This window comes from Pseudomonas sp. NY15435 (assembly GCF_048068295.1).
Taxonomy (GTDB): domain Bacteria; phylum Pseudomonadota; class Gammaproteobacteria; order Pseudomonadales; family Pseudomonadaceae; genus Pseudomonas.
In genome coordinates this window covers 173,630-187,630 of sequence record NZ_JBLUQA010000002.1, presented here as the reverse complement: position 1 = coordinate 187,630, position 14,001 = coordinate 173,630, and the positions used below count along the sequence as shown (strand labels likewise).

12 protein-coding genes and 1 pseudogene are annotated in these 14,001 nt (G+C 66.4%); 8 read left to right on the top strand and 5 right to left on the bottom strand.

From position 1 onward, the window contains the following. Positions 1-33 precede the first annotated feature (33 nt). The 3 genes from ACNFH5_RS04925 to ACNFH5_RS04915 all read left to right on the top strand — a co-directional run bounded on the left by ACNFH5_RS04925 (position 34) and on the right by ACNFH5_RS04915 (position 2,036). Positions 34-735, top strand: a complete 702-nt coding sequence (locus ACNFH5_RS04925; protein WP_416744588.1) for a glutathione S-transferase C-terminal domain-containing protein — start codon at positions 34-36, stop codon at positions 733-735. Then, positions 732-1,037, top strand: coding sequence for a GIY-YIG nuclease family protein (locus tag ACNFH5_RS04920; RefSeq protein ID WP_416744587.1), 306 nt, complete (start codon positions 732-734; stop codon positions 1,035-1,037). Before ACNFH5_RS04925 ends, ACNFH5_RS04920 begins: the two co-directional genes overlap by 4 nt. Before the next feature lie 63 nt (positions 1,038-1,100). Continuing rightward, complete coding sequence (locus ACNFH5_RS04915; RefSeq protein WP_416744586.1) at positions 1,101-2,036, top strand: glutathione S-transferase family protein; 936 nt, start codon at positions 1,101-1,103, stop codon at positions 2,034-2,036. On the opposite strand, the gene ACNFH5_RS04910 is transcribed toward ACNFH5_RS04915, so the two are convergent. The 3 genes from ACNFH5_RS04910 to ACNFH5_RS04900 form a co-directional block, all read right to left on the bottom strand. Then, the gene (locus tag ACNFH5_RS04910; protein ID WP_416744585.1) at positions 2,017-2,943 is read right to left on the bottom strand and encodes a DUF4344 domain-containing metallopeptidase; all 927 of its coding nucleotides are present in this window, start codon (positions 2,941-2,943) and stop codon (positions 2,017-2,019) included. The genes ACNFH5_RS04915 and ACNFH5_RS04910 overlap by 20 nt on opposite strands. Before the next feature lie 231 nt (positions 2,944-3,174). Next, positions 3,175-4,182: a nucleoid-associated protein YejK gene (yejK, locus tag ACNFH5_RS04905; protein ID WP_184591109.1), complete on the bottom strand. Its 1,008-nt coding sequence runs from the start codon at positions 4,180-4,182 to the stop codon at positions 3,175-3,177. A gap of 115 nt (positions 4,183-4,297) precedes the next feature. Next, a complete protein-coding gene (locus tag ACNFH5_RS04900) occupies positions 4,298-5,662 on the bottom strand; it encodes a TAXI family TRAP transporter solute-binding subunit (protein ID WP_416744584.1) in 1,365 nt (454 codons plus the stop codon). A 133-nt stretch (positions 5,663-5,795) separates the two neighbouring features. Here ACNFH5_RS04900 and sbcD point away from each other — a divergent pair, with 133 nt between their 5' ends. The 5 genes and pseudogenes from sbcD (at position 5,796) to ACNFH5_RS04875 (ending at position 11,800) form a co-directional block, all read left to right on the top strand. Further along, positions 5,796-7,016 (top strand): exonuclease subunit SbcD, encoded by a 1,221-nt coding sequence (sbcD, locus tag ACNFH5_RS04895; RefSeq protein ID WP_416744583.1) that lies wholly within the window; start codon positions 5,796-5,798, stop codon positions 7,014-7,016. Then, a complete protein-coding gene (locus ACNFH5_RS04890; RefSeq protein ID WP_416744582.1) occupies positions 7,013-10,477 on the top strand; it encodes an AAA family ATPase in 3,465 nt (1,154 codons plus the stop codon). The genes sbcD and ACNFH5_RS04890 overlap by 4 nt, the downstream gene beginning before the upstream one ends. Beyond that, the gene (aac(6'), locus tag ACNFH5_RS04885; protein WP_416744581.1) at positions 10,477-10,932 is read left to right on the top strand and encodes an aminoglycoside 6'-N-acetyltransferase; all 456 of its coding nucleotides are present in this window, start codon (positions 10,477-10,479) and stop codon (positions 10,930-10,932) included. The genes ACNFH5_RS04890 and aac(6') overlap by 1 nt, the downstream gene beginning before the upstream one ends. Positions 10,933-11,098: 166 nt before the next feature. Continuing rightward, a pseudogene (locus tag ACNFH5_RS04880) lies at positions 11,099-11,323 on the top strand (hypothetical protein); the annotation flags it as partial. Continuing rightward, entirely contained in the window at positions 11,309-11,800 is a 492-nt protein-coding gene (locus ACNFH5_RS04875; RefSeq protein WP_279828683.1) for a Dps family protein, read from the top strand. The pseudogene ACNFH5_RS04880 and the gene ACNFH5_RS04875, both read left to right, overlap by 15 nt. A gap of 121 nt (positions 11,801-11,921) precedes the next feature. Here the strand turns inward: ACNFH5_RS04875 and ACNFH5_RS04870 are convergent, their stop codons facing one another. Next, positions 11,922-12,731 (bottom strand): hypothetical protein, encoded by an 810-nt coding sequence (locus ACNFH5_RS04870; RefSeq protein WP_416744580.1) that lies wholly within the window; start codon positions 12,729-12,731, stop codon positions 11,922-11,924. Positions 12,732-12,760: 29 nt separating this feature from the next. Further along, complete coding sequence (locus ACNFH5_RS04865) at positions 12,761-13,996, bottom strand: dienelactone hydrolase family protein (protein WP_416744579.1); 1,236 nt, start codon at positions 13,994-13,996, stop codon at positions 12,761-12,763. Positions 13,997-14,001: the final 5 nt, after the last annotated feature.

Below are 14,001 nucleotides of genomic sequence, written 5' to 3'. Positions count from 1 at the left end.
TAAATGACAGGCGACTGAGAGCCGGACGCCGCCATGATCACACTTTTCCAGTTCCCGCCCGCCTTCAACGTACCCAACGTCAGCCCCTTCTGCCTGAAGCTGGAGACCTTCCTCCGCCTGGCCGGGCTGGAGTACCAGGTCAAGCATGTGATGGACCCGCGCAAGGGGCCCAAGGGCAAGCTGCCGTTCATTACCCTGGACGGCAAACCCGTCGCCGACACGGCGCTCATCATGCGCACCCTGCAGCAGTACTACGAATTCGACCTGGACGCCGGCCTCGACGCTCGCGGCCGTGGCTGGGCGGTTTCGATCACGCGGCTGTGCGACGAGCACCTGGTACCTCTGCTGGTGTATTTCCGCTGGCTCGACGAGCAGGGCTTCCGACAGGTGAAGGACGTGATGTTCCGCAGCATTCCCGCGCCGCTGCGCCCGGCGGCGGGTATGTTCATGCAGCGCAAGATCCGTGGCGACCTCAAGGGCCGTGGCCTGATGCGCCACAGCCGTGAAGAACTGCTGAGCTTCGCCCGCGACGACCTCGAAGCCCTCGACGGTATGCTCGGCGACCTGCCGTACTTCGGCGGGGCCCAGCCGTGCAGCGCCGACGCCGCCACCTACGGCGTGCTGGCCAACCTGATCCTCAGCACCCTGGAAACCCCGCTCAACGACATGGCGCGCAGCTACGAGCGCCTGGTTGCCTATTGTGACCGCATGCAGGCGCGGGTCTGGGCGTCGTGACGGCCGCCGAGCCCAAGCCCTGGTTCGTCTACCTGGTGCGCGCCGAGAACGGCGCGCTCTACTGCGGTATCAGCGACGACGCGCAACGCCGGTTCGAAACCCATCGCACCGGCAAGGGCGCGCGCTTCTTCCATTCCAGCCCGGCCCAGGCGCTGGTCTACGTCGAAGCCTGCCCCGGCAAGGGTGATGCCCTGCGCCGCGAGCGTGCGATCAAGGCGCTGACCAAGAAGGCCAAGGAGCGCCTGGTGCTGGCCAGCCCCTTCACCATCAGCGCCGTGGATGTCGTGCCATCCGAGGGATGAGGTAGGACTCGCGCGAAGCACGGGTTAAGCTGCCGGACCACTTTACGGCCGCTGGAGCGACCCATGTCCGAGCTGATCCTGCACCATTACCCGACTTCGCCCTTCGCCGAAAAGGCGCGTCTGATGCTGGGCTTCAAGCAGCTGTCCTGGCGCTCGGTGATGATTCCGCCGCTGATGCCCAAGCCGGACCTGATGCCTCTCACCGGCGGCTACCGCAAGACCCCAGTGCTCCAGGTCGGCGCCGACATCTACTGCGACACCGCACTGATCGCCCGCCGCCTGGATCAGGAAAAGGCCGTGCCGGCACTGTTTCCCGAAGGCCACGAGTTCACCGTCGCCAGCTTCTCCTCGTGGATCGACTCGGTGATCTTCCAGCATGCGGTCAGCCTGGTATTCCAGCCCGAATCCATCGCCATGCGTTTTGGCAAGTTGCCGCCTGAATTCCTCAAGGCCTTCGTCGCTGACCGCAGCCAGCTGTTCAGCGGCGGCACCGCCAGCAAGCTCTCCGCCGAGCAGGCCAAGCACCAGTGGCCGGCGTTCATGGCCCGTGTCGAGGAACAACTGGCCCGCGAGGAAGGCGACTTCCTGTTCGGCGAGCCCTCGGTGGCCGACCTGTCTCTGGCCCATTGCCTGTGGTTCGTCAAGGCTACGCCGGTCACCTCGCCGCTGGTGGATGCCTACCCGGCCGTCAGCGCCTGGCTCGGCCGCGTGCTGGGCTTCGGCCATGGTGCGCCCAGCGAAATGAGCGCCGAGGAGGCCATCGCCGTGGCCCGCGACAGCCAACCGGCGGCGCTGCCGCAGGCAGACTTCGTCGACCCCAACGGCTTCAAGCCTGGCCAGCGCGTGGTGATCGCCGCCACCGACTACGGCTGCGATCCGGTAGAAGGCGAGCTGGTCCATACCGGACTGGAAAGCCTGATCCTGCGTCGCGAGGACCCGCGCGCCGGCACCGTTCACGTGCACTTCCCGCGCGTCGGCTTCAGCATCCGCCCGGCCTGAGTCCGGCCGGGCCAGGGCATTGCCGCGTCACCGGCGTACGCAGGCGCGGCAGGTTCTCGGCCATCTCGCGGAAGTGTTGCAGGCGCTCGTAGCAGAGCGCCATTTCCCCGCTGTTGCTGTTGTACCAGGCGTCTGGAGCGCCGCAGCTGACCAATCGCAGATTCAGCGGGCGTGGCGGGCGAAACAGGCGAAACACCTCGTTGACCATCAATTGCAGGTGATCGCCGTCGCGTAGCAGCGCGATCAGAGGCTCGGTCTCGTCACGGTTCACCGACGGTGTATCCCAGGTCAGGCGCCACGCCGCGTGGTGCTGGATCGACGCGGTGCGCCGCGAATGCCGGATCCATTCCAGCGCCTTGCTCGCCTGGCGGAACTCCTGGTCGCAGTAGACGGCCCGCTCGTAGGGCAGGCCGGTAAGCGGCGGCAGCCAGTCCAGCCGCGCCATGTCGCTGCCGTAGAGCAGGCAGGCGATGTTGTAGTAGCGCTGCTCGTCCAGCGGGTGGCTGTCCCAGGCCAGCACCTGATCCGGCGGCGGCTTGGGCGTCTGCCACTCCAGTCGCCAGTAGTCGGCGATGTCCAGCAGGCGGGCATCCACCTCGTCGCGCGGCAGCCTGGCGTAGAGGTGGAACAGCAGGATGAAGCCGAGCTGGTCCGCCGCGTCCTCCTCGCGGCCCAGCACCGGGAGATCGTACTCGGCGATCAGCACATGCCCCATCTCGTGCATCACGCTGAACTCGGCGTTGGCCAGCACGAAGCGCGCGACATTGGGAGTCAGCGCCTGGGGTGCCGGGGCGGCGAAAAGGAGTTGGGTGCAGAGCAGCAACAGCAGCGCCAGGTACGAGCGATCCACCCGGGGATGCCCGGAGAGCGGCGACGCAGCGACAGTGAAAGCATGCAAGGCGGACATGGCGGCCACCGAGCGAGAGGCGCCTGATTTCACTGTAGCACCCGCATCACGCGGGCTGCGGAGTGCTTGTCGGAAGTTGGCAGGTTCGCGAGCAAGCTCGCTCCTACAACGAGCGCGCCGTGCTGACCGACTGCCTGTAGGAGCGAGCTTGCTCGCGAACCGCCCAGCGCTCAATCGTCACGCACAAAAAAGCCCATCTCGCGATGGGCTTTTTTTGTCAGCGCACGGACCTCAGTCCTTGCGCCGCTTGAGCTGGTCCTGCAACTGGGTTGGCAGGCCACGGATGATCAGCATGTCGCGGGCCTCGTCGTACTCCACCTTGCTGCCCAGCAGGTGCGCCTCGAAGCTGATCGACAGCCCCTCGGCGCGGCCGGTGAAGCGGCGGAACTGGTTGAGGGTGCGCTTGTCGGCCGGGATCTCCGGCGACAGGCCATAGTCCTTGTTGCGGATGTAGTCGTAGAAGGCGCGCGGCGCCTGGTCGTCCATCAGCTCGGAGAGCGCGTCCAGGGCCATCGGCTCGCCGATCTTGGCCTGGCTGGTGGCATAGTCCACCAGCACGTCGGTCTTCTCGCGGGCCTGTTCTTCGGGCAGGTCTTCGCTTTCCACGAAGTCGCTGAAGGCCTTGAGCAGGGTGCGGGTCTCGCTCGGGCCATCGACGCCCTCGGTGCAGCCGATGAAGTCGCGGAAGTAGTCAGAGACCTTCTTGCCGCCCTTGCCCTTGATGAACGAGATGTACTGCTTGGATGTCTTGTTGTTCTGCCACTCGGAGATGTTGATCCGCGCGGCCATGTGCAACTGGCCGAGGTCCAGGTGGCGCGACGGGGTCACTTCCAGGGCGTCGGTCACCGCCACGCCTTCGCTGTGGTGCAGCAGGGCGATGGACAGGTAGTCGGTCATGCCCTGCTGGTAATGGCAGAACAGCACGTGGCCGCCAGTGGAGAGGTTGGACTCTTCCATCAGCGTCTTCAGGTGCTCCACCGCCTGCTTGGAGAAGGCGACGAAGTCCTTGCCGCTGTCCAGGTACTCGCTCAGCCAGCCGCTGAAGGGGTACGCGCCGGACTCGCCCTGGAACAGGCCCCAGGCCTTGTTCGGCTTGGCGTTGTAGCTCTCGTTGAGATCGGCCATCAGGTTTTCGATGGCCTGGGAGTCGCCCAGCTCGGCGTCGCGCGCGTGCAGCGTCGCGGGGTTGCCGTCGGGCTTCTTATCGATCAGGTGGACGATGGCGTGGCGAATCGGCATGGCGGACCCGGATGTTCAGTGCCGGCGACGCCGCGCGCATCGAAGCGGCGGCGGGGCGGGCGGATTGGAAAACGCCAGAGTTTACCCGACCCGGCGGCGGGATGCGCGACGCCGATCAGTCCGCTGCCGGCACCAGCCCCTCGTCGCGCTCGCGCCGGTTGCGTCGCAGCTGGCGCAGGCGACGGATCACGTAGTTCAGGTGCAGGTGCAGCTCGTACAGCTCGTTGTAATAGGACAGCGGCACTTCGACCTTGGCCAGCTCGGCCTCCAGCTGTTCCAGGCGCTCGATCTCGGTGCTCAGCTCGGCGCTGCCAGTGCGCTCGTCCAGGCGCCGGTCGATCTCGCGCAGGTAGCGATACCAGCGGTAGATGCGCGCGCGGATGCGCCAGCGGTACAGCGGACCGATGGATTTCATCAGCGGGATGAGGATGGCGATGAAGGGAATCAGCAGGATGATGTAGCGGTCCGCCAGGGAGGCGATACGGAATGGCAGGAAGCGCTGCAGCAGCGGCGGCCCGCTCTTGTAGTAGCGCTCGGCGTCTTCCTGCAGGGCCAGGGTGCGCGGCTCGGCGCTGGGGAAGGCGCCAGCGGCGTCGAGCAGGGTGCCGCTCTTCATGACCGTGCGCGCGGCTTCGAGAATCAGCGGGGTAAGCGCCGGGTGGAAGTCGCCGTTGACCACCAGGGTGGCGACCGGCGCCAGGGTGGCCAGGTCCTGATCCGGCACGTTCTGCGACAGGTTCAGCAGACCTTCGCTGACGTCCACGCGCTTGAGGAAAGGAATCCGCGCCTCGTAGGCGTGGGCGCGACGGAAGCCGGCAAGCTTCAGGTCAGGGCTGGCTGCCAGGCGCTGCACCAGCGGATTTTCTGCCGGGCCGACGAAGAAGGCGGCATCCAGCTCGCCGGCCAGCAGTTCATTGGCCACCGCGTTACCGCCACGCGCCTGCCAGCCGGCAGGCAGCGGATCGGTGGGAATCTCGTTGGCCTTGAGGATGGCCTCGGTCACGGCCTCGGTGCCGCTGCCGGAGCCACCGATGGCCACACGCAGGGCGAGCAGGTCCGCGAGGCGGTCGATCTTCGCCTCGCGGCGCTGGAACAGCCACAGCGGCTCCTGGAATACCGCGCCAAGGGTCTGCAGCTGGGCGCGCTGCTTGGGTTCCAGTTGCTGCTCCTGGCCGCTCTGCACCAGTGCGACATCCACGCCGCTCTTGCCATCCAGCAGTTTGCCCAGGTTCTCCCGCGAGCCAGAGGTGCGCACCAGTTGCAGGTCGAATCCCTGCTTGGCCAACTCTTCCTTCAGTCGCTGGCCAAATACCGCGTAGCCGCCACCCGGTGCGCCGGTGGCCAGGGTGGCACTCATCGGTGGAGGCGGAGCGACGAAGTAGAAGACCGCGGCGACCAGCGCGGCCAGCACCGGCACCAGCCAGAGGTTGGCGCGAACAAGAATGGCGAGGTCCTTGAGCATGTTCAGAAGGCGTTGCATGGGGAGTCCTTGTGACGACGTGCTGTCCTGAAAAGATAGCCAGCCTGCGCGGGGGCGGCCGGCGAATCCGCCCCCGATGGAGCTTGAACCGCTATCATCCGAGGCTTCGAAATACGGCTGCGGACATCACGGCATGCGCATTCTCCACACCTCCGACTGGCACCTGGGCCAGCATTTCATGGGCAAGAGCCGCGAGGCCGAGCACCAGGCGTTCTGCGCCTGGCTGGTCGAACAGGTGCGCGAGCAGGCCGTGGATGCGGTGATCATCGCCGGTGACATATTCGATACCGGTGCGCCGCCCAGTTACGCCCGCGAACAGTACAACCGCTTCATCGTCGAGCTGCGCGATACCGGCGCTCGCCTGGTGGTATTGGGTGGAAACCACGACTCGGTGGCGATGCTGGAGGAATCCCGCGACCTGCTGGCTTGCCTGGATACTCAGGTGATCGCCGCCGTCGGCACCGATCTCGAGCGCCAGTTGCTGGTGCTGCCGCAACGTGACGGCCAGCCCGGCGCCATCCTCTGCGCGATCCCCTTCATCCGCCCACGGGACGTGCTCACCAGTCAGGCCGGGCAGAGTGCGCAGGACAAGCAGCTGGCCTTGCAGCAGGCGATCCAGGCGCACTACCGCGAGCTGTTCCAGCGCGCCGAGGCGCAGCGCGAAACGCTCGGCCGACACTTGCCGATCATCGCCACGGGACATCTCACCACCGTGGGCGCCAGCGCCAGCGAATCGGTGCGGGAAATCTACGTCGGCACCCTGGAGGCCTTCCCCACCAGCGCCTTCCCGGCAGCGGACTACATCGCCCTGGGCCATATCCACCGGCCGCAGAAGGTCGGCGGCCTGGAACACATCCGCTATTGCGGCTCGCCCATTGCGCTGAGCTTCGACGAAGCGACCCAGGGCAAGGAAGTGCTGCTGGTGGACCTGGATGACAGCGGTCTGCGCAGCGTCACCGCGCTGCCGGTGCCGCGCTTCCAGCCGCTGAAGTCGGTATCCGGCAGCCTCGCCGAACTGCCCGCCGAACTGGCCCGCGTCGCTCGCGAAGGCAACGTGGAACAACCGGTGTGGCTGGAAGTCCTGGTGCACACCGACGACTACTTGACCGACATCCAGCTGCGCGTCGAAAAGCTCTGCGAAGACCTGCCGGTGATCGTCCTGCGCACCCGCCGCGAACGCGGCACCGCGCAGGCGGCGTTGTTCAGCGAGGCGAAGGAAACCCTCGACGAACTCAGCCCGGAGGACGTGTTCCGCCAACGCCTCGATGCCGAGGACCTGGAGGCGCCGCTGCGCGAGCGCCTGACCGGGCTCTACCGCCAGGTCGTTGCTGACCTCCAGGAGGAGCGCCCGTGAGAATCCTCAGCCTGCGCCTGAAGAACCTCAACTCGCTCAAGGGCGAATGGAAGATCGACTTCACTGCCGAGCCCTTCGCCGGTAACGGCCTGTTCGCCATCACCGGCCCGACCGGGGCGGGCAAGACCACGCTGCTCGATGCCATCTGCCTGGCGCTGTATCACCGCACGCCGCGCATGAGCGTGCTGTCGCAGAGCGGCAACGAGCTGATGACCCGGCACACCGCCGATTGCCTCGCCGAGGTGGAATTCGAGGTGAAGGGCCAGCCTTACCGAGCCTTCTGGAGCCAGCGCCGCGCCCGTGACAAGGCCGAAGGTGCGTTGCAGGCGCCGAAGGTGGAGCTGGTGCGCATCGACCGCGCCACCGGCGAGGGGCAGATCCTCACCGACAAGATCAACGACAAGCTCAAGCAGACCGAGACGCTTACCGGCCTGGACTTCGAGCGCTTCACCAAATCCATGCTGCTGGCCCAGGGTGGCTTTGCCGCCTTCCTCGAAGCCAACGCCAACCAGCGCGCGGAGCTGCTGGAGGAACTCACCGGCACGGAAATCTACGGACTGATTTCCCAGCGCGTATTCGAGCGAACCCGTGAAGTGCGTGGCGTGCTGGACCAGTTGCGCGCCCGTGCCGATGGCTTCGAACTACTCAGCACTGAACAGCGCGGCGAACTGGAACAGCAAGGCCGCGATGCCGCCGTGCAGGAAACCGCTCTGCAATCACAGCACGCGGCCGTTCAGGCGCAGCGTCGCTGGCGCGAAGACCTGACCCGTGCGCAGCAGCAGGTCGAGCAGGCCGCTGTGAAAGAGTCTGACGCACGACAGGGGCTGGAACAGGCACAACCTGACCTCAAACGCCTGGCGGACAGTGAGCCCGCCGCTCGCCTGCAGCCGTTGTACCAGGCCTGGCGCGGCAGCCACGAGAGCGTCGAACAGGTCCGCGCGGCGCTGGGGGACAACCGCACACAGCAGGTGTCCAGCCGTGATGAGGTCGCCCAGGCTCTGTGGGCGGCCAGCCAATATGCTCAACAGGCGCAAGAGGCGCGCGCGAGTGAGCACAAGGCTGTCAATGAGCAGCGGCAGGCGTTGCAGGCGCGCCTGGCGCAGCATCCGCAGCGAGCGAAGCTGGGCGAGCTGCTCGGTGGCTGGCGCGCGCAGTTTGCCCAGCGCTCGCGGCTTGCCCAGGCCATCGCCGACCTGCAGCGGCAGGCGCAGGCGACCGATCAGGCGTTGCAGGCCGCGACGGCGCAGCGGCAGACCCTGCAGGGCAACGTCGCCTTCATGCAGCAGCAATTCGATTCGGCTGGCACGCAGGAGAAACAGCACCAGCAACAGCTCGATGCGTTGCTGGGCGGCGCCACCGAAATTGCTCTGCGTGAGCGTCTGCAACAGGCGCAACTGCACAGCCGTGGGCTCGACCGTCTGGAACAACTGGCCCAGACCCGCGCCCAGACCGCCGCACAGTTGGAGCGCTGGCAGCCGGAGCTGAACTCGTTGCGCCAGCGCAGGGCCGAGCGCGACACGGCCATCGTCGCGCTGCGCGAGCGCTATCAGGCGACCAAGCTGCAGGTCGCCGACAAGGAAAAGCTCCTGCAGCAGGAGCAGCGGATTCACCAGTTGGAGCACCTGCGCGCGCAGTTGCAGCCCGGTGAGGCCTGCCCGCTGTGTGGCTCGCCGGAACACCCGGCTATTGCGGCTTACCAGGCACTGGACGTGTCTTCCACGCAGACGGCGCTGGAGCGGGCGCGCCAGCAATTGGCCGAGCTGGAAAGCCAGGGCATTGCCCTGCGTGGTGAGCTGGCCGAGATCGATGCGCAACTGCAACAGGGGCAGCGCCAGCTGGACGAAGCCCTGGCCGCACAGGTGCAGCATCAGCAGGCGTGGCGGCAGCAGTGTGAAGCTCAGGGCGTTGCGCTGGAGAATGACCAGCAGCTCGCCGCCGAGCGCGAGCGCCATGAGACGTCGCTGGCCGCCTTGCAGCAGCAACTCAAGGCACTGGACGAACACCGGGCCCAGCTCGAGCAGGCGCAACAGCAACGCCAGCGCGCCGAACGCGACCATGCCGAGGCCGCTCAGCAACTGGCGCTGTTCGATCAGCAGCAGACCCATGAACGCCAGCGCCAGGCAGAGCGTGCGCAGCAACTCGCCACTCAGCGGGCAGAGCTGCAACAGCAGGATCAGGCGCTGGCCGCCGCACTGGGCGAGCTGGATTACGAGATGCCGGAAGACGGCGAGCAATGGCTGGCCGAGCGCACCGCAGAGTGGCAGCAATGGCAGCAGGACCAACAGCGCAGCCAGGAACTGGCAGCGGCCGAGCGTGATGCCGAACAGGCCGCCCGTGCGGCGCAGCAGATCGCCGCGCAATGGCAGCAGCGCTGGCAGGTTGCCGGTTTTGATACGCGTCAGGCGCTGCTCATTCATGCGGCGCCGCAACAGGCGTTGGCGCAGGCCGAGGAACAACTGGCTGCCGCCCAACGCCAAGCCGATGCCTTGCAGGGCCGCGAGCAATCGCTGGTGGAGCGCCTGGAGCAGGAGCAGGCACGTCTTTCGGAGCATCTGGCGAGCTGGCAGCAGGCGCTGGCGGCGAGCCCCTTCGCCGATGAGGCGACCTACCTCGCTGCGCTATTGGACGATGCCCAGCGCACCGAACTCAGTCAGCTGCGCCAGCGTCTGGAAACGGCCATCACCGAAGCCGTTACCTTGCGCGCGGTCGCGACCCGGGATGTCGAGCGCTTGCAGGCCGAGCCTCACGGCGAGCAAGCGTTGGAGGAACTCGACCAGCAGTTGCAGGCGCTCGCCACGCAGCTGCGCGAGCTTGGCCAGCGCCAGGGCGAGATTCGCGCCCAGTTGCAGGGCGACGACAATCGCCGCGCGAGCCAGCAGAGCCTGTTCGCGGAAATCGCCCGGCAAGAGGAAGAGCACGACCTCTGGCAACGTCTCAACAGCCTGATCGGCGCCTCCGATGGCGCGCGCTACCGACGCTTCGCCCAGGGCCTGACTCTCGATCACCTGGTGCACCTTGCCAACCGTCAGCTACAGCGGCTGCATGGTCGCTACCAGCTGGCGCGGCGCAGCGACGGCGAGCTGGAACTGGAAGTGGTGGATACCTGGCAGGGCGACACCGCGCGTGACTGTAAGACGCTGTCGGGCGGCGAGAGCTTCCTGGTCAGCCTGGCGCTGGCGCTGGCGCTGTCCGATCTGGTCAGCCACAAGACCAGCATCGATTCGCTGTTCCTCGACGAAGGTTTCGGCACCCTCGATGGCGAGACCCTGGAGGTCGCGCTGGATGCTCTCGACAGTCTCAACGCCACCGGCAAGACCATCGGCGTGATCAGCCACGTAGAGGCGCTGAAGGAGCGCATCCCGGTGCAGCTCAAGGTGCACAAGGGCGTTGGCATGGGTTACAGCCAGCTCGACGCGCGCTTCCGTTTCAACCCTGAGCGCTTCGAGCCGGAGAAAGCCTGATGGACATGTCGGTACTGCATTGCGTCGCGAGCGATCTGGCCGACTGGGTCGACCTGCGCCTGCAACTCTGGCCAGGCGATCATGCGGAAGAGTTCTTCGAGGAGGCGCGCGACATTCTCGCGCAGCCGCAACGCTTCGGTGCGTGGTTGGCCCGTGATGAAAAGGGCAGGGCGCTGGGCCTCGCGGAAGCCGCGGTGCGCAGCGACTACGTGAATGGCACGCAAGGGACGCCCGTGCTGTTTCTCGAAGGCATCTATGTGCGTGAGGACGCCCGCCGGCGAGGCGTGGCGCGGGCTCTGGTGCGCGCGGTACAGGCCTGGGGCAGTGCATGCGGCTGCGTGGATTTCGCCTCCGATGCGGCGCTGGACAACACAGTCAGCCACGCCTTGCATCGCGCCCTGGGCTTTGTCGAAACCGAGCGTGTCGTGTTCTTCCGCAAGCCCCTCGACGATTGATCCACATCAGTCGGAACGTGAGTACGGTACTGCGGTCAACTTGCAATCGACGTCAGGCGAGATAGGCTCAAGACCGCGTAAGTCAGCCGCTCCCGCCCGGGTCGGCATCCACAGGTATCGTGATCTTTCGTAGAGGTGATTTGTGATGAAGCAATCCGCATCGGCTCCGAAGAAACCCGCAGCGGCCAAACCCGCCGCGAAGCCGGCTGCGAAAGCGGCCAGCAAACCTGCCGCAAAACCTGCCGCTGCCAAGCCGGCAGCCAAGCCCGCTGCCAGCAAACCCGCTGCTGCCAAGACCGCAGCCGCCAAGCCCGCTGCCGCAAAACCGGCGGCCAAACCGGCCGCAGCCAAGTCCGCGCCGCGCCGCGCCCCCGCACTGGCCACGCCGTCGGACCTGAGCAAGAACGCCACCCGCGATCTGTCGGCTGCGCTCAATCGCCTGCTGGCGGATGTCTTCGCGCTGTACCTGAAGACCAAGAACTTCCACTGGCACGTGAGTGGTCCGCACTTCCGTGACTACCACCTGTTGCTGGACGACCATGCCACCGAAATCTTCGCGATGACCGATGCGATTGCCGAGCGCAACCGCAAGATCGGCGGCAACACCATCCGCTCCATCGGCCATATCTCGCGCCTGAAGCGCATCCTCGACAACGATGCCGAGTTCGTCCAGCCGCTGGACATGCTGGCCGAACTGCAGGAGGACAACAAATCGCTGACCTCCTACATGCGCGAAGTCCATGACCTGTGCGACGAGTACCACGACATCGCCACCGCCAGCCTGATCGAGAACTGGATCGACGAGACCGAGCAGCGCACCTGGTTCCTGTTCGAGACCAGCCGCCGTGGGGACAGTACCGGCCACTGATTGCAACGACAAGAAAGACAAGGCCGCCTCCGGGCGGCCTTGTCTTTTGTAGGAGCGAGCTTGCTCGCGAACCGGGTCATATCGGGCTCACCGGCTGGATCGTTCGCGAGCAAGCTCGCTCCTACGGCTGTGGCTGACTCTGCCAGAAGGTGGAGAACTCCTCGAATGGATAGCGCGTACCGTCGTAGCTGACGGTGGTGCGTACGGTCTTCGGCGTACCGACATCGTCACCTTCGTGCTCGCGCTGGACCTTCGACGTCACGATCAGGTCGGCATAGCCGTGATGACTTTCCTTGCCCATGGCCAGGGTGAGTTGCGAGCGTTCGATGACCAGCTTGTCAGTGCCGCCGCAGACCACGCCTTCCAGCGTCGTCCATTGCCGCAGGTAGGTGCGGAACACTTCCTTGAGCTTGTCGCCCTGCGGCGCGTACAGGCTGAAGTCGTCATAGGACCAGGCGTCCGGACAGCTTGCGCCGCGTGCCACGCTGCCGATGATCAGGCCGAAGCCGCGCACCTCCGGTGCCAGGCGATAGCGCGCGGTGTCGAGCCACAGGCTGGAGCTGTCGATTTCCACCATGGCGTCCTCGCCGATGCTGTCGTCGCTGCGCGTCACCAGCTTGCCGCTGCTGGTATCGAGCTGGCCGACCAGCAGGTTCAGGTTGCGCTCGCCCGGCTCGGCCTTGTCGCCGGCCGCGCTGTAGGCGACGGCGACTACCTGCAGCGTCGGATCGTCCGGCCAGGGCTTGCAGGCAGCGGCCACCACGGGCGTCGTCGCTCCGGACTGCGGTGCCTGCCAGCCCTGCTGGCCGAGCAGCCCGGCCAGGGTCTGCAGGGTGGCGGCGTCGCAGGGTTGCGCGGTGCGCTCCGCCGCGCCGGTGCTGCCGGCAAGTACCAGCAGCGCGGCGCAGGTCCATTTCCCTATGGGGTACATCGGGTGCTCCTTGGGTTCATCGAGGAGGATCAGCGGCCTTCGCTGTCCTTCCACTTGTTCATCAGGGTGTTCGATTCCAGGCCCTCGTCGAGCAGCTTCTTCGCTGTCTCCACACCGGCTACCGGCAGCCCGGCGGGGTCGAGCAGGCCGATCTGCACCAGTACGCTGGCCTGGTCCCAGTAGATATGTTCGTGGCACAGCTTGTCACCACGGAAGCGGATCACGCCGAGCATGGGGATCTCCACGTACTTGCCGGTGGGCGGCACGCCGGGGAGCATCCAGTCGATCTCGCTGGTGTGGGTGAAGCACATGACGAACTCGTCCACCACCTGCAGCGCGCCGACGGTGCGGGAGATCGGCACCAGCTTCATGTCCGGCGGATTGCCGTGGACGAAGTGGTTGCGGTAGAAGCGCGCCAGTTCGTCCTGGCCGACGCCGCCGGTCATGGTGGGGATGTGGTTGACGTAGGGCTGGGCCACCATCGTCGCCATGGTGGCGGGCACGTCGCGGGCGGCGAATTCGTGGTGGATGTGGTCTTCCCACAGCTGCGACAGGTCGAAGTCCGGGCCGATCTCGCGTTTGAGCGCACCGATGCTGCGCTCGTGGGCCATCAGCGCGGCGGGCTTGTCGAAGTGCATGCCGTTGGGGCGGGCGAAGGCATGGTCGACGCCGGGGTAGCTGTAGATTTCCGCCTTCGGCAGCTTGCCGAGGACTTCGCCGATGGCCGCGCGGGCGTTGGCGTCGCAGTACACGTCCTGCTCGGCGAAGTGCAGCACCAGGCGGCCCTTGATGTTCGCTGCCTCGTCGAGCATCTGTTCGATGCCCATGCCGTAGTAGCCCACGGAGCATGCAGCGTCGGTGCGCGCGGCGGTGAGGTAGGCGAGCTTGCCGCCCAGGCAGAAGCCGACGTAGCCGAGGCCGCGATCCTCGACTTCCGGGAGGGCGCGCAGGGCATCCATGGCAGCGGCAATGTCGTCTACGCCCTTGTCCACGTCGAAGCGTTGGAACAGGCCGATGGCCTGGCCGAATTCGGCCTCGCTGTAGCCCAGTTCGAGGTTGGGTTGCAGGCGCCAGAACAGGTCGGGCACCAGGGCGACGTAGCCTTCCTCGGCATAGCTGTCGGCGATGCTGCGCATGTTGGCGTTGACGCCGAAGATCTCCTGGCCGATCACCACGCCGGGGCCGTGCCCGCTGGCCGGTACCGCGAGATAACCGCTGAAGCTGCCGCTGCCGTCACGTGCGGCGATGCTGATGCTCTTGCCCATGTTCC

What these genes read in the sequence shown, in the direction of transcription:
- ACNFH5_RS04925 (WP_416744588.1), top strand. Translation starts at nt 34, where the DNA reads ATGATCACACTTTTCCAGTTCCCGCCCGCCTTCAACGTACCCAACGTC.
- ACNFH5_RS04915 (WP_416744586.1), top strand. Translation starts at nt 1,101, where the DNA reads ATGTCCGAGCTGATCCTGCACCATTACCCGACTTCGCCCTTCGCCGAA.
- ACNFH5_RS04910 (WP_416744585.1), bottom strand. Translation starts at nt 2,943, where the DNA reads ATGTCCGCCTTGCATGCTTTCACTGTCGCTGCGTCGCCGCTCTCCGGG.
- yejK (WP_184591109.1), bottom strand. Translation starts at nt 4,182, where the DNA reads ATGCCGATTCGCCACGCCATCGTCCACCTGATCGATAAGAAGCCCGAC.
- ACNFH5_RS04900 (WP_416744584.1), bottom strand. Translation starts at nt 5,662, where the DNA reads ATGCAACGCCTTCTGAACATGCTCAAGGACCTCGCCATTCTTGTTCGC.
- sbcD (WP_416744583.1), top strand. Translation starts at nt 5,796, where the DNA reads ATGCGCATTCTCCACACCTCCGACTGGCACCTGGGCCAGCATTTCATG.
- ACNFH5_RS04870 (WP_416744580.1), bottom strand. Translation starts at nt 12,731, where the DNA reads ATGTACCCCATAGGGAAATGGACCTGCGCCGCGCTGCTGGTACTTGCC.
- ACNFH5_RS04865 (WP_416744579.1), bottom strand. Translation starts at nt 13,996, where the DNA reads ATGGGCAAGAGCATCAGCATCGCCGCACGTGACGGCAGCGGCAGCTTC.